Source organism: Aeromonas sp. ASNIH8 (genome assembly GCF_002919855.1).
Taxonomy (GTDB): domain Bacteria; phylum Pseudomonadota; class Gammaproteobacteria; order Enterobacterales; family Aeromonadaceae; genus Aeromonas; species Aeromonas caviae.
This window is the reverse complement of record NZ_PQLN01000078.1, coordinates 1-20178: the sequence shown is the minus strand read 5'-3', so window position 1 is coordinate 20178 and position 20178 is coordinate 1. Positions and strand designations below refer to the sequence as shown.

The 20178-nt window shown below is 64.9% G+C and carries 18 protein-coding genes; 6 read left to right on the top strand and 12 right to left on the bottom strand.

From position 1 onward, the window contains the following. Positions 1-141: 141 nt before the first annotated feature. Positions 142-780 (top strand): FMN-binding negative transcriptional regulator, encoded by a 639-nt coding sequence (locus tag C3418_RS17610; protein ID WP_103858976.1) that lies wholly within the window; start codon positions 142-144, stop codon positions 778-780. A gap of 58 nt (positions 781-838) precedes the next feature. On the opposite strand, the gene C3418_RS17605 is transcribed toward C3418_RS17610, so the two are convergent. The 9 genes from C3418_RS17605 to C3418_RS17565 all read right to left on the bottom strand — a co-directional run bounded on the left by C3418_RS17605 (position 839) and on the right by C3418_RS17565 (position 7844). Next, positions 839-1051, bottom strand: a complete 213-nt coding sequence (locus C3418_RS17605; RefSeq protein WP_042078473.1) for a hypothetical protein — start codon at positions 1049-1051, stop codon at positions 839-841. Positions 1052-1147: 96 nt separating this feature from the next. Further along, positions 1148-1486: a DUF1294 domain-containing protein gene (locus C3418_RS17600; protein WP_103858975.1), complete on the bottom strand. Its 339-nt coding sequence runs from the start codon at positions 1484-1486 to the stop codon at positions 1148-1150. Continuing rightward, complete coding sequence (locus tag C3418_RS17595; protein ID WP_103858974.1) at positions 1483-2073, bottom strand: sugar O-acetyltransferase; 591 nt, start codon at positions 2071-2073, stop codon at positions 1483-1485. Before C3418_RS17595 ends, C3418_RS17600 begins: the two co-directional genes overlap by 4 nt. Positions 2074-2162: 89 nt before the next feature. Continuing rightward, complete coding sequence (locus C3418_RS17590; RefSeq protein ID WP_103858973.1) at positions 2163-3422, bottom strand: MgtC/SapB family protein; 1260 nt, start codon at positions 3420-3422, stop codon at positions 2163-2165. A gap of 220 nt (positions 3423-3642) precedes the next feature. Then, positions 3643-4479: a transporter substrate-binding domain-containing protein gene (locus tag C3418_RS17585; RefSeq protein ID WP_052815509.1), complete on the bottom strand. Its 837-nt coding sequence runs from the start codon at positions 4477-4479 to the stop codon at positions 3643-3645. Further along, the gene (locus tag C3418_RS17580; RefSeq protein WP_103858972.1) at positions 4476-5237 is read right to left on the bottom strand and encodes an amino acid ABC transporter ATP-binding protein; all 762 of its coding nucleotides are present in this window, start codon (positions 5235-5237) and stop codon (positions 4476-4478) included. The genes C3418_RS17585 and C3418_RS17580 overlap by 4 nt, the downstream gene beginning before the upstream one ends. Further along, positions 5234-5896 carry an amino acid ABC transporter permease gene (locus tag C3418_RS17575; protein WP_103858971.1) on the bottom strand — a complete coding sequence of 221 codons (663 nt, stop codon included), beginning with the start codon at positions 5894-5896 and terminating at the stop codon, positions 5234-5236. The genes C3418_RS17580 and C3418_RS17575 overlap by 4 nt, the downstream gene beginning before the upstream one ends. Positions 5897-5970: 74 nt before the next feature. Further along, positions 5971-6636: an amino acid ABC transporter permease gene (locus C3418_RS17570; RefSeq protein WP_103858970.1), complete on the bottom strand. Its 666-nt coding sequence runs from the start codon at positions 6634-6636 to the stop codon at positions 5971-5973. Beyond that, on the bottom strand, positions 6633-7844 hold the full coding sequence (locus C3418_RS17565) for a threonine synthase (protein WP_103858969.1): 1212 nt from the start codon (positions 7842-7844) through the stop codon (positions 6633-6635). The genes C3418_RS17570 and C3418_RS17565 overlap by 4 nt, the downstream gene beginning before the upstream one ends. Before the next feature lie 215 nt (positions 7845-8059). Here C3418_RS17565 and C3418_RS17560 point away from each other — a divergent pair, with 215 nt between their 5' ends. From C3418_RS17560 to C3418_RS17545, 3 genes are all read left to right on the top strand, one after another. Next, positions 8060-10207: a prolyl oligopeptidase family protein gene (locus tag C3418_RS17560; protein ID WP_103858968.1), complete on the top strand. Its 2148-nt coding sequence runs from the start codon at positions 8060-8062 to the stop codon at positions 10205-10207. A gap of 203 nt (positions 10208-10410) precedes the next feature. Then, positions 10411-12567, top strand: a complete 2157-nt coding sequence (locus tag C3418_RS17550; protein ID WP_103858967.1) for an AsmA family protein — start codon at positions 10411-10413, stop codon at positions 12565-12567. Positions 12568-12706: 139 nt separating this feature from the next. After that, positions 12707-13441, top strand: coding sequence for an SDR family oxidoreductase (locus tag C3418_RS17545; RefSeq protein WP_039040553.1), 735 nt, complete (start codon positions 12707-12709; stop codon positions 13439-13441). A gap of 56 nt (positions 13442-13497) precedes the next feature. Here the strand turns inward: C3418_RS17545 and glnE are convergent, their stop codons facing one another. From glnE to C3418_RS17530, 3 genes are all read right to left on the bottom strand, one after another. Further along, complete coding sequence (gene glnE, locus C3418_RS17540) at positions 13498-16371, bottom strand: bifunctional [glutamate--ammonia ligase]-adenylyl-L-tyrosine phosphorylase/[glutamate--ammonia-ligase] adenylyltransferase (protein ID WP_244053699.1); 2874 nt, start codon at positions 16369-16371, stop codon at positions 13498-13500. A 135-nt stretch (positions 16372-16506) separates the two neighbouring features. Continuing rightward, the gene (locus C3418_RS17535; protein ID WP_010675667.1) at positions 16507-16947 is read right to left on the bottom strand and encodes a GNAT family N-acetyltransferase; all 441 of its coding nucleotides are present in this window, start codon (positions 16945-16947) and stop codon (positions 16507-16509) included. Between the two features lie 180 nt (positions 16948-17127). Next, positions 17128-18378, bottom strand: coding sequence for a methyl-accepting chemotaxis protein (locus C3418_RS17530; RefSeq protein ID WP_103858965.1), 1251 nt, complete (start codon positions 18376-18378; stop codon positions 17128-17130). A gap of 100 nt (positions 18379-18478) precedes the next feature. Here C3418_RS17530 and C3418_RS17525 point away from each other — a divergent pair, with 100 nt between their 5' ends. Both C3418_RS17525 and C3418_RS17520 read left to right on the top strand, forming a co-directional pair. Further along, entirely contained in the window at positions 18479-19231 is a 753-nt protein-coding gene (locus tag C3418_RS17525) for a potassium channel family protein (protein WP_029314808.1), read from the top strand. Between the two features lie 152 nt (positions 19232-19383). Next, entirely contained in the window at positions 19384-19989 is a 606-nt protein-coding gene (locus C3418_RS17520) for a TIGR04211 family SH3 domain-containing protein (protein WP_010675664.1), read from the top strand. Positions 19990-20178 lie beyond the last annotated feature (189 nt).

Here is a 20178-nt window from a genome sequence, read left to right as displayed (position 1 = left end):
CGGTCAACTGCTGATAGCTCATGGTGATACTGCTTTTACTTTGGCGAGCAGAAGGGTACCACCAATCAGCAGTTGGCCACCTCTCGCCATTCATCCATGAGTGTCGCACTTATTATCTGAATTCCCGGATCAGGAGTATTCATGTATCTGCCACCCCATTTCGCCGTCACCGAGCCCGCTGCGCTGCATCAGCTGATCCTGGCCCACCCTCTGGGGGCCCTGGTCACCCATGGTGAGCTGGGGCTCGACGCCAACCATCTGCCGTTCGAGCTGGATGCCGGGGAGGGGGGACAAGGGGTTCTGCGGGCCCATGTTGCCCGCAACAATCCGCTCTGGCAGGAGGTGAAAGACGGCGACGAGGTGCTGGTGATCTTCCGGGCCGCCGAGGGCTATATCTCCCCCAACTGGTATCCGGGCAAGCAGGCGCATCACCAGCAGGTGCCGACCTGGAACTATGCCGTGGTGCACGCCCATGGCCGGATCCGGGTACGGGACGATGCCCGCTTCGTGCGACGCCTGCTCGCCACCCTGACCCGCACCCAGGAGGCCGCCGAGCCCAGGCTCTGGAAGATGGCGGACGCGCCGCGCGACTATCTGGAGGCCATGGTGGTGGCCGTGGTGGGCATCGAAATCGAGATCGACCGCCTGGTGGGCAAGTTCAAGCTGAGTCAGAACAAGGAGGCGGCGGATCGGCAGGGGGCCATCGCTGCCCTGTTGCAGCGCGGGCAGGAGGCGCTGGGGGAGGCGATGCAGAGTCCGCCCCCGCCGGCGTCGTGCTGATCCCAGCACCGGAAACGAAAGACGGCAACATAGGTTGCCGTCTTTGTCGGGACTGGCCTCACAGTTCCCGGAAGGGCCGACGCTTCTCCTCCTCCAGCATGATGGCCTCGAGGTTGGCGACCCGCTCCTGCAGCTCCTTGATGATCATGTCCTGCTTGCCGAGACGGTCGGTAATGCGGGCGTCCCCCATCTGGTAGCGGGCACGTTTGCCGAGATAGCCGAAGAATACGCTGATAAAGACGATCAGGACTATGCCTGTCCACATGGTCATGAGTGACTCCTTGCCTATGCCTGAACGGGAGAGATCATCTCCCGGTCTTCCGTTGTCTCATACCCGCCCATGGGCGGCAATGCCCGCCTTGGTGGTTCAGAACCCCTGCCAGAGCGGCCAGACGAGCCAGATCCCGAGCAGCAGCTGGCCCCAGACGATGGCCCAGAACCGCAGGCGATAACTCCCCTTCTGGGTCTTGTGGCGCAGCCACTGGCGGGCCACCAGGGCGCCGGGCCAGCCGCCGCACAGCTCCAGCAGATGGAGGCGGGCCTCCGGCACGCGCCAGCCACCGCGAATGGCCTGGCGCTTGTCCCAGGCGTAGGCAGCCAGGGTCAGCAGGCTCATCAGCAGGATCAGGGCCAGCGGCCACCAGTTCGCATCCCGCACCCCGAGCCAGCCTGCCCAACCCAAAGGCAGCAGGGCAAGGGCCATCATGACAGGCACGCCGGATCCCGAGTCTCGCCCGGGTGTAGCGTGCGGATCACCCGGGCCGGATTGCCCACCGCCAGGGAGTCCGCCGGGATGTCCCGGGCGACCACGGCGCCAGCCCCTATGATGGAGCGGGGCCCTATGGTGACGCCGGGGCAGATGATGGCGCCGCCACCAATCCAGCAGTCATCGCCGATCCGCACCGGCTTGTTGTAGGCGGTCCAGTTGCGTCGCTCCAGATAGTCCATGGTGTGGGTGGCGGTGTAGATCTGCACGTTGGGGGCCAGCAACACATGGTTGCCGATGTGCACCTCGCCCACGTCGAGTATGGTGACGTTGAAGTTGAAGAAGGTCTTCTCGCCGATGTGGATGTTGCGGCCGAATTCGCAGGTGAAGGGGGTGCTGATCCAGCAGGAGTCGGGACAGTGGGCGAAGAGGTCGCGGCAGATCTGCTGGCGCAGGACGTGATCCCCCGCAGGTGAGGCGTTGAGTCGGCTCAGCAGCGCCTGGCCGCGAATGCGGTCGTTCGCTATCTCCTCGCTCTGGCTGTCCAGGGCGCCCCCAGCCAATACCTTGTCCCAGTCGCTTGCCATGGTTATCTCCTCCTGCTGCAAGAGGGGGCAGTATACGCGACAAGGGGAGGGGGTGTCAGAGTGCCGGGCCCGTCAGGTGATCCCCGTCATCATGTCATCAGGACAAGGGGCAGGATGAGCAGGATGGAGACGAGGTAGGGGAGCAAGACCCGCCGCCCCAGGCTGCGTCCGCCAATCACCAGTGCCAGCACTCCTTTCACCAGGGAGTTGACCAGCCCGGCGAGCAGTATGCCCCTGGCCGCCACCTCCAGGGCCAGCTCCTTCTGGGCGAGCTGGGAGAGGGAGAGGGTGATGGCGTCCACGTCCGTGATGCCGGAGACCAGCGACAGCAGATAGACCCCGGAGTTGCCCACCTTGCTTTGCAGCAGAGTGGCCATGAAGCCGATGAGGGCGAGCAGCAGACCGAACTTGATGGCGGTGGCGAGATCCAGCGGGTTGCGGGTTTCGGGCTGTACCGGGCCGTCCGGCATCTCTTCCCGCTGGCGCCAGAACCAGAAAGCAAAGCCGTAGACGATGGCTGCCAGCAGCAGCAGGGGGACAGCCAGACGCAGCGCCAGCTCTCCGTGGATGATCAGCACCAGTGCCAGCAGCCTGAGCCACATGGTGGCTCCCGCCAGCAGAATGCCGGTGGCCAGCAGCCGCTCCAGCCCTCCCTGCTCCTTGTTGAGGCGGGCAAATTGCAGGGTGAGGGCGGTGGAGGAGGCGAGCCCCGCCAGCATGCTGGTGAGCACCAGCCCGGAGCGGGTGCCGAGCAGGCGCACCGCGAAGTGACCACAGAACGAGATGCCGGCGATCACCACCACCATGAGCCAGATCTTGAAGGGATTGAAGGCATTGAGGGGACCCATCTCGGTATCGGGGAGCACCGGCAGCAGCACCAGGGAGATGAGCAGAAAGCGCAGGGTGGCGTGAAACTCCATTTCGCTCAAGAACAGCATCCCCTGCTGGATCTTGCCCTTGAGCCCCATCAGGAGGGCCGCCAGCACGGCGCAGGCCACCGCCTCGCTCGGGCTCTGCAGCACCGACATCAGCCCCAGCAGGTAGGTGAGCACCATGGCTACCGAGCTGGTGAGGCCGAACTCCCCCTGCCAGCGCTGGGCCAGCCAGACCGAGAGGCCGCACCCCGTCACCACGGTCAGCAGACCGAGCAGGGCCAGCCAGGGCCCCAGGGTGGGCAGCAGCAGGGCGCAGACCCCGCCGAGCAGACCGATGAGGCCATAGGTGCGCATCCCGGCGATGCGCTGGTTGTCTCCGAGCTGGCGCACCTGCCAGCCCCGCTCCAGCCCGATGATGAGCCCGATGGCCAGGGACACCAGGGCGCCGTAGACGGGCTCGGCCTCTATCCACATGGGTTTCTCCTCCCGCTGCCGTTTCAGTGAGGATGGCACAGGACATCCCGGGGCAGGGGGAGCTGGCTCACAGAGCGGGTGTCCCGCCTGCCGGGGTCTTGCAAACAAAAAAAAGGCGCCACCTGGAGGGGGCGCCTGGAAAGGTCAAACCTTGCGGTTTGCAGACCTACGGAACCAAAGATCACACACTTCACACTCAGCACTGCTGTGGGGGCAGGGCTCAACCCTGCCACTTGCCTCCTTCCACTATCACGTCGTTGGGATCGGTATCGGCGCTAAGCTTGTCGCGCACATACTGGTCGTAGAGTTTGAGCAGGTACTTCTCTTCCCCCAGCTTGGCGAGACGGTCGTTGACCCAGTCCCGCAGCTCGATATTGCCCTTCTTCACCGCCGGGGCGATGGGGTCTTCCGAGCCCAGCTTCTCGGGCAGCACCCGATAGCCCGGGTTCTCCTTGGCCCAGCTGAACAGCACCAGGTTGTCCTGGGCATAGGCATCGCCACGGCCCTGGGCCAGCGCCTGCAGGGATTCGGTGTTCTTCTCGAACTTGAGCACCTTCCAGTCCGGGTGGTTGCGGGTCAGCCAGATGTCGGCCGTGGTGCCGGTGGTGACGATAAGCCGCTTGCTGGCCAGATCGTCGAGCTTCTTGGCGTCGCTGCCTTCCGGCACCAGCACCTGCACCGCGACCTTGAGGTTCGGGTTGGTGAAGTCCACCACCTGCCGCCGCTCCGGGGTCACCGTCATGTTGGCGAGGATGAGATCCACCTTGTCGCTCTGCAGGAAGGGGATGCGGCTGGCGGGCTCCACCGCCACGAACTCGACCTTGTTCTCGTCCCCCAGCAGATCCTTGGCGAAGCGGCGGCCGAGATCGGTGTCAAAGCCGACGTAGTTTCCTTTCTCGTCCACATAGCCAAACGGCGGCTTGTCGGTGAAGACGCCGACGATGAGCTTGTCACGGGCCTTGATCTTGGCGAGGGAACCGTCTTCTGCCTGGGCGGCGCCGCTGGCGAGGCCCAGGCCGATGAGGGCGCTAAACAGGACCGAGGTAATTATCTTCATGCTGACTCCTTTCGTTTGCTGACAGTTGTATAAGAAAACTTGGCGAGGAACTGGCGGGCACGCTGGCTGCGCGGGCTCTCGAAAAACTGATGGGGCGCGGCCTGCTCCAGGATGTGGCCGCCGTCCATGAAGACGATGCGATCCGCCACCGCCTGGGCGAACGCCAGCTCGTGGGTGACGATGAGCAGGGTCATGCCGCTGCCGGCGAGATCGCGGATCACCTCCAGCACCTCCTGCACCATCTCGGGATCCAGCGCAGCGGTCACCTCGTCAAACAGCATCACCTGCGGGTTCATGCACAGGGCCCGCACGATGGCGATGCGCTGCTGCTGGCCACCGGAGAGCTGGCGCGGATAGTCGTGGCGCCGCTCCCACAGGCCGATGCGGGTCAGCAGCTGCTCCGCCTGCAGCAGGGCCTCGGCCCGCTCCCGCTTCTGCACCTGCACAGGGCCGAGCAGCACGTTCTCCAGCACCGTCAGGTTGGGGAAGAGGTGATAGCTCTGGAACACCATGCCGATGCGCTGGCGTACCCGCTGCCAGTCGGTGCTGGCATCCAGCAACTCTCCGTCGAAGCGAATGTCGCCCCCCTGAATGGGTTCGAGCCCGTTGAGGGTGCGCAGCAAGGTGCTTTTGCCGCAGCCGCTCGGCCCCAGGATGACGATCACTTCCCCGGCGTTCACCGTGAGGCTGACCTCGTCCAGTACCCGGTGTTGGCCGAATTGTTTGCTGACAGCATTGAGCTCAAGCAGAGGTGTCATACCGCATTACCCCATTGTTGCTCCAGCCGGCGCGAGGCGAGCGAGAGCGGATAGCAGACCAGAAAGAAAAACAGGAACAGCAGACTGTAGATGAGCAGCGAGCCATAGGTGCGCTCGATGATCTGCTGGCCCACCTTGATCACCTCCACCACCCCGATCAGCACAGCCAGCGAGCTGGTCTTGATGATGCGGGTGTAGATGTTGATGGTCGGCGGCGTCAGCCGTTGCAGCGCCTGGGGCAGCAACACGTGGCGATAGAGCTGCCAGCGGGAGAGCCCGAGCGCCAGGCCAGCCTCCTGCTGGCCGCGGGCGAGGGACTTGAGACCGCCGCGCACCACTTCGCCTACCTCGCTGGCGCCCCACAGGGCCAGCACCAGCACGGCACACCAGAAGGCCGGGATGTCCAGGCCGAAGAAGATCGGCAACCCGAAGAAGAAGAGGTAGAGCCAGACCAGCACGGGCACCACCCGAAACAGCTCCAGATAGACCCGCAGCACTCCCCGAGTCAGCCTTCCCCCCTGCTGGGCCAGCACGCCGTAACCGACCCCGCCCAGGGTGGCGAACAGGATGGCGAGCAGGGAGATGGCGAGGGTCTGACCCGCGCCCACCGCCAGCAGCGGCAGCGCCTGCGCCAACTGCTCAGTAACCGGACTGGCCATAGTGATCCCTCCCTTCTTGTGTATGGGTGGCGAGTGACGGCAGCAGCTGGACAATAGGTGTCTGCATCAGTTGTTCAATGACCGAACTGACCATGTTGCAGCCTCCTTTCAACGACGCGCAGGGCGAGGGAGAGCGGCAGAAAGATCAGCACGCACATCAAGGTCAGCACCGCCAGCATCTCGTAGGTCTTGTAGTAGAGGGCGATGTAGTTCCTGGTGGTGTAGAGCAGCTCGGGCACCGCCACTGCCGAGGCCACCGTGGTCTCTTTGAGCAGAAAGATGAAGTTGGCAAACAGCGCCGGCAGGCTGGCGAGCCAGGCCTGGGGCAGCTGGACGTGGCGCAGCAGCTGCCAGCGGGAGAGGCCGATGGCCCGGCCCGCTTCCAGCTGGCTGGGGGGGATTGCCTGAACGCCTGCACGCAGCGCCTCGGTCAGGTAACCGCCGCCGAGGAAGGTCATGGCGATCACCGCCGTGGCAAAGCCGGAGAGCGAGATGCCGAGCGCCGGCAGCCCGAAGTAGAGAAAGAACAGCTGGATCAAGAGCGGCGTGTTGCGGGCCAGCTCCACATAGGCGCGGATCAGCCCGTTCAGCCAGGGCTTGTGCAGGCTTTGCAGCGTCACGTTGAGCATCGCCACGACGAGTGAGGTGAGGATCACGATGGCGCCGAGCTGCAAGGTGACCCAGACCGATTGGCCGAACGCCGGCAGGGTGGTGAGAACAAAGGACCAGTCGAAGATCATGCCGGGATCCTCCCGTCACGGCGCAGCCGCTGGGGCACGACAGTGATGGCGTCCGGGTACTTGATGCCGGCGCCGGTGTTGAGCACCACCACCCGCTCGCCCCCCCGTATCCAGCCCGCTTCCCGCAGCTGGCGGGCGGCGGCGAAGGCGGCCGCCCCTTCCGGGCAGACGAAGCTGCCTTCGCGCGCGGCGAGCTGGCGGATCTCGCGCTGGATGGCGCCATCGTCCACCGCGATGGCGCACCCCTCGGTGCGATAGAGGGCGTCCAGCACCAGAAAGTCCCCCAGCGCCTTGGGCACGTTGATGCCAAAGGCGAGGGTCTGGGAATCGGGCCAGAAGCGCGATTCGCGCTCCCCCTGCTGCCACGCCTGGACGATGGGGGCGCAGCCGCTCGCCTGCACCGCCACCAGTCGCGGCAGCGGCTCCTTGACCCAGCCCAGCTCCTGCAACTCCCGCAGCGCCTTGTAGATGCCGATGAGACCGACTCCGCCGCCGGTGGGGTAGAGGATGACGTCCGGCAGGGTCCAGCCGAGCTGCTCGGCGATCTCCAGCCCCATGGTCTTCTTGCCCTCGATGCGATAGGGCTCCTTGAGGGTGGAGGCATCGAACAGCCCCTGCTCGGCCACCGCCTCGGCCACCTGGCGACCGGCGTCGCTGATGAGGCCATCCACCAGATAGAGGCGGGCACCGGCCAGCGAGGTCTCCAGTCTTGTGATGGCGGGTGCCGCCTGGGGCATGACTATGGTGCTGCGCAAGCCGGCGCGGGCGCCGTAAAGCGCCCAGGCCGCACCGGCGTTGCCGTTGGTGGGCATGGCGAAGTGGGTGATGCCGAGCTCCCGGGCGCGGGAGACGCCGACCGCGGCGCCGCGGGCCTTGAAAGAACCGGTGGGGATGATGCTCTCATCCTTCATCCAGAGATCCGGAATGCCGATCTGTTTGCCGAAAGCGGGCAGGGGCAGCAGAGGGGTGAAGCCTTCCCCCAGGGTGATCACCTGGGCGGGGTCGCGCACCGGCAGCAGCTCGTGGTAGCGCCACAGGCTGGCGGGGCGCCCCAGCAGAGCGGCCGGGTGCCAGGCCTGTTTCAGGGCCTCGAGGTCGTAACTGGCCAGCAAGGGGGCACCGACCGGGCTCAACTGCTGGGGCTGATCGGCATCCACTATCTCGCCGGTCTTGCTGCAACGCAGATGTGATAGGTAGCTGTACGGCATGCTTTATCCTGAATGGCTCACGTTGGCTGGTGTCTTATTCCATCCTGTGACCCAGGGGCCGGATAACAAACAAAATAAAGCGGCAAACTTAAGCGAAAAAATTCATATGGCTCCCCCGTGTCGGCGGACCACCCTCTGCCACCGGTCGGGGGGTTGGGCCATCCGGCGCGCTTTGTTAACCTGCCCGCTCACTCAAACCTCAGGGAGCCGCCTCGATGCGAGCCATTGTCAGCCTGCTGGCCCTGTCACTGCTCTGTGCATGCAGCGGCCAGCCAACCAGAGAGGATGCCATGTCAGGGAATACGCGCCTTCACTACCCCGTCACCCGCCAGGGTGAGCAGGTGGATCACTATTTCGGCCAGGCCGTGGCCGACCCCTATCGCTGGCTGGAGGATGATCGCAGCCCCGAGACGGAGGCCTGGGTCAAGGCCCAAAACCGGGTGACTCAGGGTTACCTGGCGCAGATCCCGTATCGCGCCGCCATCAAGGAGAAGCTGGCCGCCTCCTGGAACTACGCCAAGGAGGGGGCGCCGTTTCGCGAGGGGCGCTACCACTACTTCTTCAAGAACGACGGTCTGCAGAACCAAAACGTGCTGTGGCGCCAGCTGGAGGGCAAGCCGGCCGAGGTGTTCCTCGATCCCAATACCCTCAGCCCCGACGGCACCACGGCGCTGGATCAGCTGAGCTTCTCCCGCGATGGCCGCATCCTGGCCTACTCCTTGTCGCTGGCGGGCAGCGACTGGCGCGAGATCCACCTGATGGACGTGGAAAGCAAGCAGCCGCTGGAGGCGCCCCTCAAGGACGTGAAGTTCAGCGGTATCAGCTGGCTCGGCAACGAGGGCTTCTTCTACTCGAGCTACGACAAGCCCGACGGCAGCGAGCTGTCGGCCAAGACCGATCAGCACAAGGTCTATTTCCACCGGCTCGGCACGGCGCAGGAGGAGGACCGGCTGGTGTTCGGCGCCATCCCGGCCCAGCACCACCGCTACGTAGGGGCGACCGTTACCGAAGATGACCGCTTCCTGCTCATCTCGGCGGCGAACTCCACCTCCGGTAACCGCCTCTATGTGAAGGATCTGAGCCAGGAGAACGCGCCGCTGCTGACGGTGCAGGGGGATCTGGATGCGGACGTGAGCCTAGTGGACAACCAGGGCGGCACCCTTTACCTGCTGACCAACCGGGACGCCCCCAACGGCCGGCTGGTGACGGTGGATGCCGCCAACCCGGGTCCGGCCCGCTGGCGGGATCTCATCCCCGAGCGCCAGCAGGTGCTGACGGTGCACAGCGGCAGCGGCTATCTGTTCGCCGAATACATGGTGGATGCCACCGCCCGGGTCGAGCAGTTCGACTACGAAGGCAAGCGGGTGCGCGAGGTGGCGCTGCCCGGCCTTGGTAGCGTCAGTGGCTTCAACGGCAAGCACGACGACCCCGCCCTCTACTTCGGCTTCGAGCACTATGCCCAGCCGCCGACTCTCTACCGGTTCGAGCCCAAGAGCGGCGCCATCAGCCTCTATCGCGCCTCGGCGGCGCCGTTCAAACCGGAGGATTACGTTTCCGAGCAGCGCTTCTACCAGAGCAAGGACGGCACCCGGGTGCCGCTCATCATCAGCTACCGCAAGGGCCTCAAGCTTGATGGCAGTAATCCGACCATCCTCTACGGCTACGGCGGTTTCGACGTGAGCCTGACCCCAAGCTTCAGCGTATCGGTGGCCAACTGGCTCGATCTGGGGGGCGTCTATGCGGTGGCCAACCTGCGCGGGGGCGGCGAGTACGGCCAGGCCTGGCACCTGGCGGGCACCAGGATGAACAAGCAGAACGTGTTCGACGATTTCATCGCGGCGGCCGAGTACCTCAAGGCCGAGGGCTACACCCGCACCGATCGGCTGGCGATCCGAGGTGGCTCCAACGGCGGTCTGCTGGTGGGGGCGGTCATGACCCAGCGGCCGGATCTGATGCGGGTCGCCCTGCCGGCGGTGGGGGTGCTCGACATGCTGCTCTACCACACCTTCACCGCCGGGGCAGGCTGGGCCTATGACTACGGCACCAGCGCCGACAGCGAGGCGATGTTCGACTACCTGAAGGGCTACTCGCCCCTGCACAACGTCCGGCCCGGGGTCAGCTACCCCTCGACCCTGGTGACCACGGCGGATCACGACGATCGGGTGGTGCCGGCCCACTCCTTCAAGTTTGCCGCCACCCTGCAGGCCGACAATGCCGGCCCCCATCCCCAGCTCATCCGCATCGAGACCAATGCTGGGCACGGGGCGGGCACGCCGGTGGCCAAACTTATCGAGCAGAGTGCGGACATCTATGCCTTCACCCTGTACGAGATGGGCTACAGGGAGCTGCCGCGTCAGCCTTGATCCGGGCGAGACGGGCGCCAGCCATCCACTATTATCAGGGCCCTGCGGGGCCCTTTTTATTGCCGCGCGTTGGAAGAGCTGCGCTGGCTGCACTAGCTGCGACCATCCCTGTCTCGCCGCTGGCCCGTTTTGGCAGACGGGCCCCATCTGTCATCCCCCCGGTGGTATAGTCAGCCACAAGATCCGCATTCAAGGAGTCCATCGTGAAGAAGATCATCTACATCCTGCTGGGGTTGGCGCTGGCGGCCGTGGTGGCCATCGCCGCCCTGGTGTCCCTCATCGATCCCAATCAGTTCAAGCCCCAGCTGGTGGAACAAGTGCGCAAGAGCACCGGCCGCGAGCTGGTGATACAAGGGGATATCGGCTGGCGTTTCTGGCCAAGCCTGGGCCTCTCCCTCGAGAAGGTGGCGCTGCGCAACCCCGCCGGCTTTGCCGAGCCCGACCTGGTGCGATTCGAGCAGGGTGAGGCCTCGGTAGGCTTGCTGCCGCTGCTCTCCCACAAGCTTGAGATAGGCAAGGTGACCCTGAGCGGCGCCCATCTCTTTATCCAGACCAGGGCTGACGGCAGCTCCAACCTGAGTGACCTGCTCAAGGCCTCCGCCGAGCCTAAGGGGGAAGCGACCTCCGAGCCTGCCGCAACGACGCCCCCGCCCGCCAATGACAAGCAGCCCTGGCAGATCAGCCTGCAAGGAGTGGAGCTGCAACAGGCCAGCGCCCTGGTGCAGGACGATCGCAACGGCACAGTCTCTCGTCTCGAACAGCTGGACCTGAACCTGGGCCAGCTGGCGGTCGATCAATGGGTACCGGTGACTCTGGCCGCCAAGGGGGCCCAGGGTGAGCTGGCGTTTGATCTCAAGGGGTCGGCCCAGCTCAAGCTGGCGTCCGATGCCAGCCGCAGCGAGCTGAAAGACGTCGCACTGGCGGGGAGCCTGAGCGAACCGACCCAGCGGCTCGATGCCTTCACCCTCAAGGCCGATCGGCTGGCATTGGGGGAGTGGAGCAGTCTGAGCCTTAGCCTCAGCGGGGCACAGGGGGCGGCGGACAAGCCGACCCTGGCCGGTACGCTGGAGGGGACCCTCAAGGCGCGCCTCGATGAAAACCGGCAACTGCTGGAGATATCGGATGCCGTGCTGGCCGCCAAGCTGAGCGGCGACGCCCTGCCGCGCCCGCAGATGCAGGTGAAGCTGGCGGGCTTTGCCCGCGCCGAGCTGGGCAAACAGGCTGTCACCCTCAGCAACCTGGTGATGGGGGTGGATGACGCCCTGCTGAGCGGCAGCGGCGCCGTTCGTCTGGGGGCCGTACCCAAAGTGGACTTTGACCTCAAGGGGGACAAGCTCGACCTGGACAGTTGGCTGGGTCAGCCAGCCAGGACGGCGTCCGCTGCGGCCACCTCGGGAGCGGCTGCACCGGCCGGAGCAAAGGAGCAGGCTGCGGCGCCCGCCAACAGGGCGCTCTCCACGGTAGAGCCTGATCTGACCGCCCTCAAGGCGGTGGACCTGTCTGGCCGCCTGCAACTGGGCAGCCTGCGCCTCAAGGGGTTGGATCTGAGCGCCGTCGATCTGCAACTGGCCTTGGCCGGTGGTCAGCTCACCCTCAAGCAGTTCAGTGCCGGGGTGGCCGGTGGCAAGGTGACGGCGAGCGGTCTGCTCGATGCCCGTCAGCAACCCGCCCGCTATCAGGTGCACAAGCGGGTGCAGGGAGTCGATGTGCGGCCCCTGCTGCAGACCCTGGCCCAGACCGACCTGCTGGAAGGCAAGGGGGATCTGGAGGTCGAGGCGCAGGGCTCAGGCCTCTCCGAGCAGGCGCTGCGCAGCCGGATGCAGGGCAAGGTGAACCTCAAGTTGAGCGACGGTGCCCTGCACGGCATCAACCTGGCGGAGATGATCCGCGAGGCGCGGGCCACCCTGACCGGCAAGGGGGCGGATCAGGTGAAGGAGGTGCGCAAGACCGACTTCAGCGCCCTCACCGCCAGCTTCCAGATTGCCAACGGGATTGCCAGGAGCGATGACATCCAGCTCTTTGCCCCCGCCCTGCGGGTGAAGGGGCAGGGCCAGACCGCCCTGGTGCCGGAGACCCTCGACTTCCTGTTCCTCACCTCCGTGGTGGAGAGCAGCAAGGGGCAGGGGGGCAAGACGGTGGACGAGCTCAAGGACATCACCATACCGGTGCGCATCGGCGGCCACTGGCAGGCGCCGAGCTACAAGCTCGACGTGAAGGCACTGCTCAGCAACAACAAGGTGCTGGAGGAGAAGGCCCGCAAGGAGGCCGAGCGCGGTCTCAAGAAGCTGCTGGGTGACAAGGCCGACAACGAAGGGGTGAAGGGGGTGGCCGACCAGCTGCTCAAGGGCCTGTTCAAATAGCCAGCCTCCCGTTGTTGTCATCAAGAGCCCGCCCCGTGCGGGCTCTTTGCTGTGGTGCCGGGCGTTTCGGGACGAGGTGTGGTCGGCAACATGAGGTACTATGCGAAACAGTCTTCGAAACTAGGAGCCAGGAGGGTTCATGAACAAACGGGTGCTGATCACCGGCGGTGGCAGAGGTATCGGGGCCGCGACAGCCCGCTATCTGGCGGCGCAGGGTTACCATCTCTGTCTCAATTATCGTCAGGACAGGGTGTCCGCCGAGGCGGTGGTGGCCGAGATCCTGGCCACCCATCCGGTCGAGTGCATCGCGGTGCAGGCCGATGTCAGCGTGGAGGCCGAGGTGGTGCGCCTGTTCGAGGAGATGGACGCGCGGCTCGGCCCCGTCACTCATCTGGTGAACAACGCCGGCAGGTTGCAGCCCCAGATGCGGGTGCTGGAGATGAGCGCCGAGCGCATCAACCAGACCCTGACCACCAATGTCACCAGCTGCTTTCTCTGCTGCCGCGAGGCGGTGCGCCGCATGACGGCGGGGGGCGCCATCGTCAATGTCTCTTCCGCCGCCGCCCGGCTGGGCTCCCCCGGGGAGTACGTGGATTATGCCGCCGCCAAGGGGGCCGTCGACGTGCTGACCAGAGGCTTGTCGCTGGAGCTGGCGGCTCAGGGGATCCGGGTCAACGGGGTGCGTCCGGGTTTCATCTACACCGACATGCATGCCGACGGCGGCGAGCCCGGCCGGGTGGACAGGATCAAGGGGGCCATTCCGCTGCAACGGGGCGGCGAACCCCGTGAGGTAGCGGCCGCCATCGCCTGGCTGCTGTCGGACGAGGCCTCCTATGCCACCGGCACCTTTATCGATGTGGCGGGCGGGCGCTAGGTCATCTTCAACAAGCCTTTCGTCAATGAGAAGGGGCGCCATGGCGCCCCTTCTGCTTATTCTCCCAGCAGCTGTTGCCAGACCGCCAGCACATGGCCCCGCTCTCGCGGCAACTGATCGTCCCGCACCTTGCGGGAGATCTCCGAGAGATTGAGGCGATGGCCGAGGTTGCGGATCTCCAGATAGGCCTGCTTGAGCCCCTCCGCCTGCTCCAGTGTGAGTACCCCCGCCATCACGCACTCATCGAAGATGCGCACATTGTCTGACCAGCGGGTGAGTGCATCCGGCTCGCCGCAGGCATGGGCCAGCACCAGGTACTGGGCGATGAACTCGATGTCCACCATGCCGCCGGGGGACTGCTTGAGATCGAACTCTGCCTCTCCCGCCTTGAGCAGGTGATCACGCATCTTCTGGCGCATCTCCCGCACTTCGCGGGCCAGGGTGGGCAGATCCCGCTCCTTGGCCAGCACGTCGCGGCGGATGCGGGCAAATTCGGCGACCACGGCATCATCGCCATAGATGGGACGGGCTCGCACCAGGGCCTGATGCTCCCAGGTCCAGGCTTCCTGCTGCTGGTACTGCTCATAGGCCGACAGCGATGAGACCAGCAGGCCTGAGTCGCCGGAGGGGCGCAGCCGCATGTCGATCTCGTAGAGGATGCCGGACGGAGTGCGGGTGCTGAACAGATGCAGGATCCGCTGGGCCAGGCGCAGGTAGAACTGGCGGCTGTCGATGGGCTTGCGGCCATCGGTGTAACTATTGGGGTCGCCGCCGTGCAGGAACACCAGATCGAGATCCGAGCCGTAACCGAGCTCGATGCCGCCCAGCTTGCCATAGGCCACCACCGCAAAGCCGCGCTGGCCGCTGGTTGCCACCTCGGGTGGCACCCCGTAGCGCTCGCTCATCTGGGCCCAGGCCTGATTGACCACCTCCTCGGTGATCGCCTCCGCCAGCCAGGTGAGGTGGTCGCTCACCTTCATCAGCGGCAGGGCGCCGGCGATGTCGGCGGCGACGATGCGCAGGAGCTGCACCTGCTTGAACTGGCGCAGCGCCTCCATCTGCTGCTCCACGTCCTCCTCGGGAATGCGCAGGAGGAACTGGCGCAGCTGGGGCTTGTACTGATCCAGCGGGGTGGGGTGGTAGAGGTGCTGGGGATCCAGCAGCTCGTCCAGCAGGATGGGGTAGCGGGCCAGCTGCTCGCTCACCAGGTTGCTCTCGTCACACAGGCGCACCAGCTGGCGCAGGGCGGCGGGGTTTTCCGCCAGCAGTTGCAGATAGGCGCTGCGGGTGAAGATGCGGGTCAGCAGGGTGCAGACCCGCTCGAACAGGCGGGCGGGCTCGCGGCTCGCCACCACCAGCCGCAGCAGCTCCGGCATCAGCCAGTCCAGGGCGATGCGCCCCTGGGGCCCTACCTGACGGCGCTTGTACTCCTCCTTGAAACGCAGCAGGGCGGCGCAGAGGGGGGCGGGCTCCACCACTCCCTGCGTGGTCAGCAGTTTTTCCAGCTCGGCGGCATCAAGCTCGGTGCGCCAGAGATCGAGCCAGAGCTGTTCCAGGTGGGCGGGGGCCTCCTTCTCTTCCCCCACCACGGCGACGAACTCCTGATGGACGGCGGCCATCTCCTCATCGAGGTGGGCCATGAAGGCGTCCCAGTCGGTAAAGCCGAGGGTGGCGATGAGCCGCTGGCGATCCCGCTCCTCGGTGGGCAGGGTCTGGGTCTGCTGATCGCCGATCTCCTGCAAGATGTTTTCCACCCGGCGCAGGAAACGATAGGCGGTGAGCAGGCGTTCGCACTGGCTCCCCTCGAGGGCACTGCACCGGGCGATGGCCGCGATCGCCTCGGGCAGGTGGCGCACCCGCAGGGCGGGCTCGCGGCCGCCGCGAATGAGCTGCAGCGCCTGGGCGATGAACTCCACCTCGCGAATTCCCCCGGCGCCGAGCTTGATGTTGCCCTCCAGCCCCTTGCGGCGCACCTCGGCGGCGATCATCGCCTTCATCTGGCGCAGGCCGTCGATGACGCCGAAGTCGATGTAGCGGCGAAACACGAAGGGGCGCAGCAGCTCGGTGAGCGCCTGGGCGTGCTCGCACTGGGGGCCCAGCACCCGCGCCTTGACCATGGCGTAGCGCTCCCAGTTGCGGCCATGGTGCTGGTAGTAATCCTCCATGGCGGCGAAGGAGATGGCGAGCGGCCCCGCGTCGCCGAAGGGGCGCAGTCGCATGTCGACCCGGAACACCTGGCCGTCGACCGTGCTCTGGTGCAGGGCGTTGATGAGACGCTGGCCGAGCTTGATGAAGAACTGCTGGTTCGCGAGCTCGCGCCGCCCGCCGACTGTGTAGCCGTTCTCGGGGAAGGTGAAGATGAGGTCGATGTCCGATGAGAAGTTCAGCTCGCCGCCGCCGAGCTTGCCCATGCCGAGGATCAGCAGGGGCTGGGGATCGCCGTTGCCATCCACCGGGGTGCCGAGCTCGTCGCACTGCTTGGCGTAGAGCCAGTCGCGGGCACCGCAGATGAGGGCATCGGCCAGCTTGGTCAGATGGATGAAGCTCTCTTCCACCGCCGCATGACCCAGCAGCTCGCGCCAGGCGATCACCAGCATGCGGCTGCGTCTGAACTGGCGCAGGATGCGCTTGAGCGCCTCTTCATCCGTGACCCCGGCGAGCAGGGCCGCGAGATCGTCCTCGTAGGCGGGCCAGCGTTCGACCTGATCCAGATCGCCGGAGGCGAGCAGCGGTCCCAGCAACTCGGGCTGCTTGATAAGGGAGTCGGCGACGAAATCGGAGAGGCCGAACAGGGTCAGCAGGGTCTGGCGGGTGGGCTCCGGCAGGGCGCCATGGTCGGGTGCCAGGTCGAGCAGCCGCTGCCAGTGGCGCAGGGCCTGCTCCTGCAACAAGGGAGAGAAGGCGGAGAAAGAGGGAGAGTGCTGGGCCACGGTTGCCATCCTTGTGGTTGACGAGTCTGCAGGGAGAGTGAAATGCCGGCTGCCAATCTAGCACTCCCGGGCGCTGGCGTCACAGCGCCGCTGCCCGGAAGGTGATCTGGCGACGGATCTGGCGATCGGCCGGGCTCAGGGACGCCGGTAGATCTCGGGGTCGTAGATTTCCATCAGGCTGCCGGGGCTTCTCGGCGGCACAAAACCGAAACCGGCGTAGAGGCCGTGGGCATCGGAGGTGGCGAGGGAGAGACGGCGCAGCCCTTGCAGCTCCGGGTGGGCGAGGATGGCTGCCACCAGGGCCTTGCTGTGACCGCGCCCGCGATGTTCGGGCAGCACGAAGACGTCGGCGAGATAACCGAAGGTTGCCTTGTCGGTGATGACCCGGGCGAAGGCGACCTGCTGGCCGTCGAGATAGGCTCCGAAGCACAGGGAGTGGTTGATGGCCCGCTGCAGGGTAGCGAGGGGAATGCCGAGGCACCAGTAGGCCTCTTCACTGAGGAAACGGTGAATGAGCGGGACGTCGAGGCGCCCCTTGTCGTCGCTTATCTCAAGCGCACGTTCTGTGGTCTGCATCCTGGCTCCTTGCCGTGATGAAAAAAGAGAGGCCCCTTGCGGGGCCTTCCAGTCTAACTGGATTGCGGCGTGAAAGTCAGGCCAGCGTGAAGGCCTGGATATGATCGTCCAGGGTCTTTGTCATGGCATGAATGCAGAAGGCCCCTTGCGGGGCCCTCTGATAGCAACGCCCTGGTGTCGTCAGGCCAGCTTGAAGGCCTGAATGTGATCGTCCAGGGTCTGGCTGTGGCGTTCCACCAGTTCGGAGGCATCTTTCAGCTCCCGCAGCACCACGACGGAGCCTTCCACCACCTGTTTGACCTGCTCCAGGTTGGCATTCATCTCCTCGGCGACCGAGCTCTGCTGCTCGGAGGCGGCGGCGATCTGGCGGTTCATGTCGGCCACTCCCTGCACCCGTTGCACTATGGTGTCGAGCTGGGTACCTGCCTGGGTCACCTGCTCCACCCCCTTGTCCGCCTGCTGCACGCTCTCGGCCATCAGGCCGACGGCCTGGCGGGCGTTGCCCTGAAGCTGCTCGATCATCTTCTGGATCTCGACGGTGGCCGCCTGGGCACGGTTCGCGAGTTCGCGCACCTCGGAGGCGACCACTGCAAAACCGCGACCCGCCTCACCGGCGCGGGCGGCCTCGATGGCGGCGTTCAGGGCCAGCAGGTTGGTCTGCTCGGAGATGCTGCGGATGGTGTCCACCACGGAGCCGATGCGATCGACCCCGTGCTCCACTTCGTTGACCACGGTGGAGGAGCGCTGGATGTTGCCGGAGAGAGTGTCGATGGTGTTGACGGTAGCCGCCACGCAGCGGCTGCCCTCCTCGGCCAGCTGGCTGGTTTCGGCGGTGGCGTGGGAGGCCTGCTCCGCGTGGCTGGCCACCTCGCGGATGGCGCCCACCATCTGGCTCATGGCGCTGGCAAGCTGCTCAATCTGGGTGAACTCCTCGTTGATGGCCTCGTTCGCCTCATCCATGCAGAGAGTCACCTGGGAGGCGATGTCGTTGAGCTCCTTGCAGGCTGCACGCTGGGTCCCGAACACCTCCTTGAGGTTCTCCTGGGAGTGGGCCACCGCCTTGGCGATGTCGCCGAACTCGTCCCGGGACTTGAGCAGCACGCTGTGGCTGAGATCCTTGTTGGCGAAACGCTCCAGCAGCCCCACCAGGTAGTGGACCTGCTTGACCATGAGGCGGGAGCCGGTGAGGAGCAGCACCACGAAGACGACCCCCATGAGCGCCGTCTCCACCAGCCCGGTCCAGAGCAGGCGATCGGCGATGGTGTTGGCCATGGCGGCATCAATGCCCTCGCTGAGCAGGGTCGCTTCCAGGTTGCTGGCATCGAACCAGAGTTTGGCCAGCAGCAGCAGGGTGCTGAACACCATGAGCAGCACCACCTTGGGCACCAGCCGGATGTTGCTCATGCGCCTCTCCAGCGGGTTCAACTGCATAATTTTTCTCCTTTCAACGTCCATTATTCCTTTGCCGTCATAGCTATCGGCATTATCTTCCTTTTTATTAATTTGCACCGTGCTTAAAGTTGGAAAATGTATGCGACATCACTTAACTCATTTGCGTACCATGGATCTGCTGATGGGGTTTCTCTCCGTGATTTCGGTTTGCCTGGTGGCTGCTCGCTGGCTGGGGCACGGTGAACTGAGCCCCCAGACTTTGCAGCTCTTTTATGATGTCGACAGTCTGATCTGCTACTTCTTCCTCGCTCACTTCGCCTATGGCTGGGCGCGTGCCTCCGACAGGATGGCCTTCTTCAAGAGCAACTGGTTCTATCTGCCCGGCAGCCTGCCCATGGTGGAACAACTGCGCTGGGCGCGGCTCATCCAGCTGTGGCGGGTCTACCAGTTGCTCCGGGACAGACCGGATTTGCTGGCCATGTTCCGTCGTGAACGCAACGAAACCACCCTCTCCGGCATTCTCTTCCTCTTCTTCCTGTTGCTGGGGGTCGGCTCCGGCGTCATGTACTGGCTGGAAACGGGGCAACCCGGCAGCCAGATCCAGACTCCTTACGATGCCTTCTGGTGGACGTTGGTGACCCTCTCTACCGTGGGGTACGGGGATCTGGTGCCCAAGACGGAGGAGGGGCGCTTCGTCGCCAGCCTGCTGATCCTCTTTGGTGTGGGGTTGTTTGGCGCCCTCAGCGGCTTCATGGCCAGCCTGTTCGTCCATCCCGGCAAGACCAACGACGACACCGCGGTGTGGCGACGCCAACAGAGCGAGCAGCAGGCGCAACTGCTCAAAGAGCTCAAGGCCCTGCGCGCCGAGGTGCAGGCGCTGAAACAGAAGTAGGTACGACGTCTGGAATGGTCGCGTGGCAAACCGGCGGCGCTGCGAGACAGCTCTCACTCGGGGAGATGGCGCTTTTCTTTGCTTGTCCTTTGACCCGCAGGCGGCTTAACATTCGGCCTGCAACCTAATCCAACGAAGAGAATCGATCGACCATGCGCGCCCTTCTCGGGATCCTGATCTGCTTGTGTGCCCAACAGGCACTGGCCGATACCCGCTATGTTTCAGACAACATCTTTACCTATATCCACAACGGTCCGGGTACCCAGTACCGGATCCTCGGCAGCGTCAAGGCCGGTGAGCCGCTGGAGGTCAAGGCGGTAAACCAGGAGGCCGGATTCACCCAGGTGGTGGACGGTCGTGGCCGCGAGGGCTGGATCAAGAACAGCGAGCTGCAGGGGGAGATCAGCCTGCGTGAACGCCTTCCCCAGGTTCAGAAAGAGCTGGACGAAGCCAAGGCCCGCCTGCTGAACCTCAATGGCGACAACGAGAAACGCTTCGCCGAGAAGGATGGCAAGATCGCCGAGCAGAGCAAGGAGATCGCCAGCCTCAAAGCCCGTCTGGACAGCCAGAGCGCCGAGATGAGCAGCCTCAAGGAACAGAACGACGCCCTGACCCAGAGCTATGACAACCGTGAGCACGACATGCAGATGGACTGGTTCATCCGCGGTGGTGCCATGGTGGGGGGTGGCATCCTGCTCGGGATCCTCCTGCCCATGCTCCCGCGCCGTCGCAAGAGCAGCGAGCGCTGGATGAACTGATCGCCCGGGCGGTTAACAGGATGAAAGGTCGCCAGAGGCGCAATGCTGATCAGTTAAGGATCCATTGACCGATCCTTCTGCTGTAGGACAATCCGGAACCAATCACTGGTTCCGGATTTTTTATGTCTATTGCAAACGATCTGAACGATGTTGTTGAGGCATCTGGCGACATGCTGGCTCGGTTGGCCA

Bases quoted from the DNA above. Each gene is read 5' to 3' on its own strand.
- C3418_RS17610 (WP_103858976.1), top strand. From the start codon at position 142: ATGTATCTGCCACCCCATTTCGCCGTCACCGAGCCCGCTGCGCTGCAT.
- C3418_RS17605 (WP_042078473.1), bottom strand. From the start codon at position 1,051: ATGACCATGTGGACAGGCATAGTCCTGATCGTCTTTATCAGCGTATTC.
- C3418_RS17600 (WP_103858975.1), bottom strand. From the start codon at position 1,486: ATGATGGCCCTTGCCCTGCTGCCTTTGGGTTGGGCAGGCTGGCTCGGG.
- C3418_RS17595 (WP_103858974.1), bottom strand. From the start codon at position 2,073: ATGGCAAGCGACTGGGACAAGGTATTGGCTGGGGGCGCCCTGGACAGC.
- C3418_RS17590 (WP_103858973.1), bottom strand. From the start codon at position 3,422: ATGTGGATAGAGGCCGAGCCCGTCTACGGCGCCCTGGTGTCCCTGGCC.
- C3418_RS17585 (WP_052815509.1), bottom strand. From the start codon at position 4,479: ATGAAGATAATTACCTCGGTCCTGTTTAGCGCCCTCATCGGCCTGGGC.
- C3418_RS17580 (WP_103858972.1), bottom strand. From the start codon at position 5,237: ATGACACCTCTGCTTGAGCTCAATGCTGTCAGCAAACAATTCGGCCAA.
- C3418_RS17575 (WP_103858971.1), bottom strand. From the start codon at position 5,896: ATGGCCAGTCCGGTTACTGAGCAGTTGGCGCAGGCGCTGCCGCTGCTG.
- C3418_RS17570 (WP_103858970.1), bottom strand. From the start codon at position 6,636: ATGATCTTCGACTGGTCCTTTGTTCTCACCACCCTGCCGGCGTTCGGC.
- C3418_RS17565 (WP_103858969.1), bottom strand. From the start codon at position 7,844: ATGCCGTACAGCTACCTATCACATCTGCGTTGCAGCAAGACCGGCGAG.
- C3418_RS17560 (WP_103858968.1), top strand. From the start codon at position 8,060: ATGCGAGCCATTGTCAGCCTGCTGGCCCTGTCACTGCTCTGTGCATGC.
- C3418_RS17545 (WP_039040553.1), top strand. From the start codon at position 12,707: ATGAACAAACGGGTGCTGATCACCGGCGGTGGCAGAGGTATCGGGGCC.
- C3418_RS17535 (WP_010675667.1), bottom strand. From the start codon at position 16,947: ATGCAGACCACAGAACGTGCGCTTGAGATAAGCGACGACAAGGGGCGC.
- C3418_RS17530 (WP_103858965.1), bottom strand. From the start codon at position 18,378: ATGCAGTTGAACCCGCTGGAGAGGCGCATGAGCAACATCCGGCTGGTG.
- C3418_RS17525 (WP_029314808.1), top strand. From the start codon at position 18,479: ATGCGACATCACTTAACTCATTTGCGTACCATGGATCTGCTGATGGGG.
- C3418_RS17520 (WP_010675664.1), top strand. From the start codon at position 19,384: ATGCGCGCCCTTCTCGGGATCCTGATCTGCTTGTGTGCCCAACAGGCA.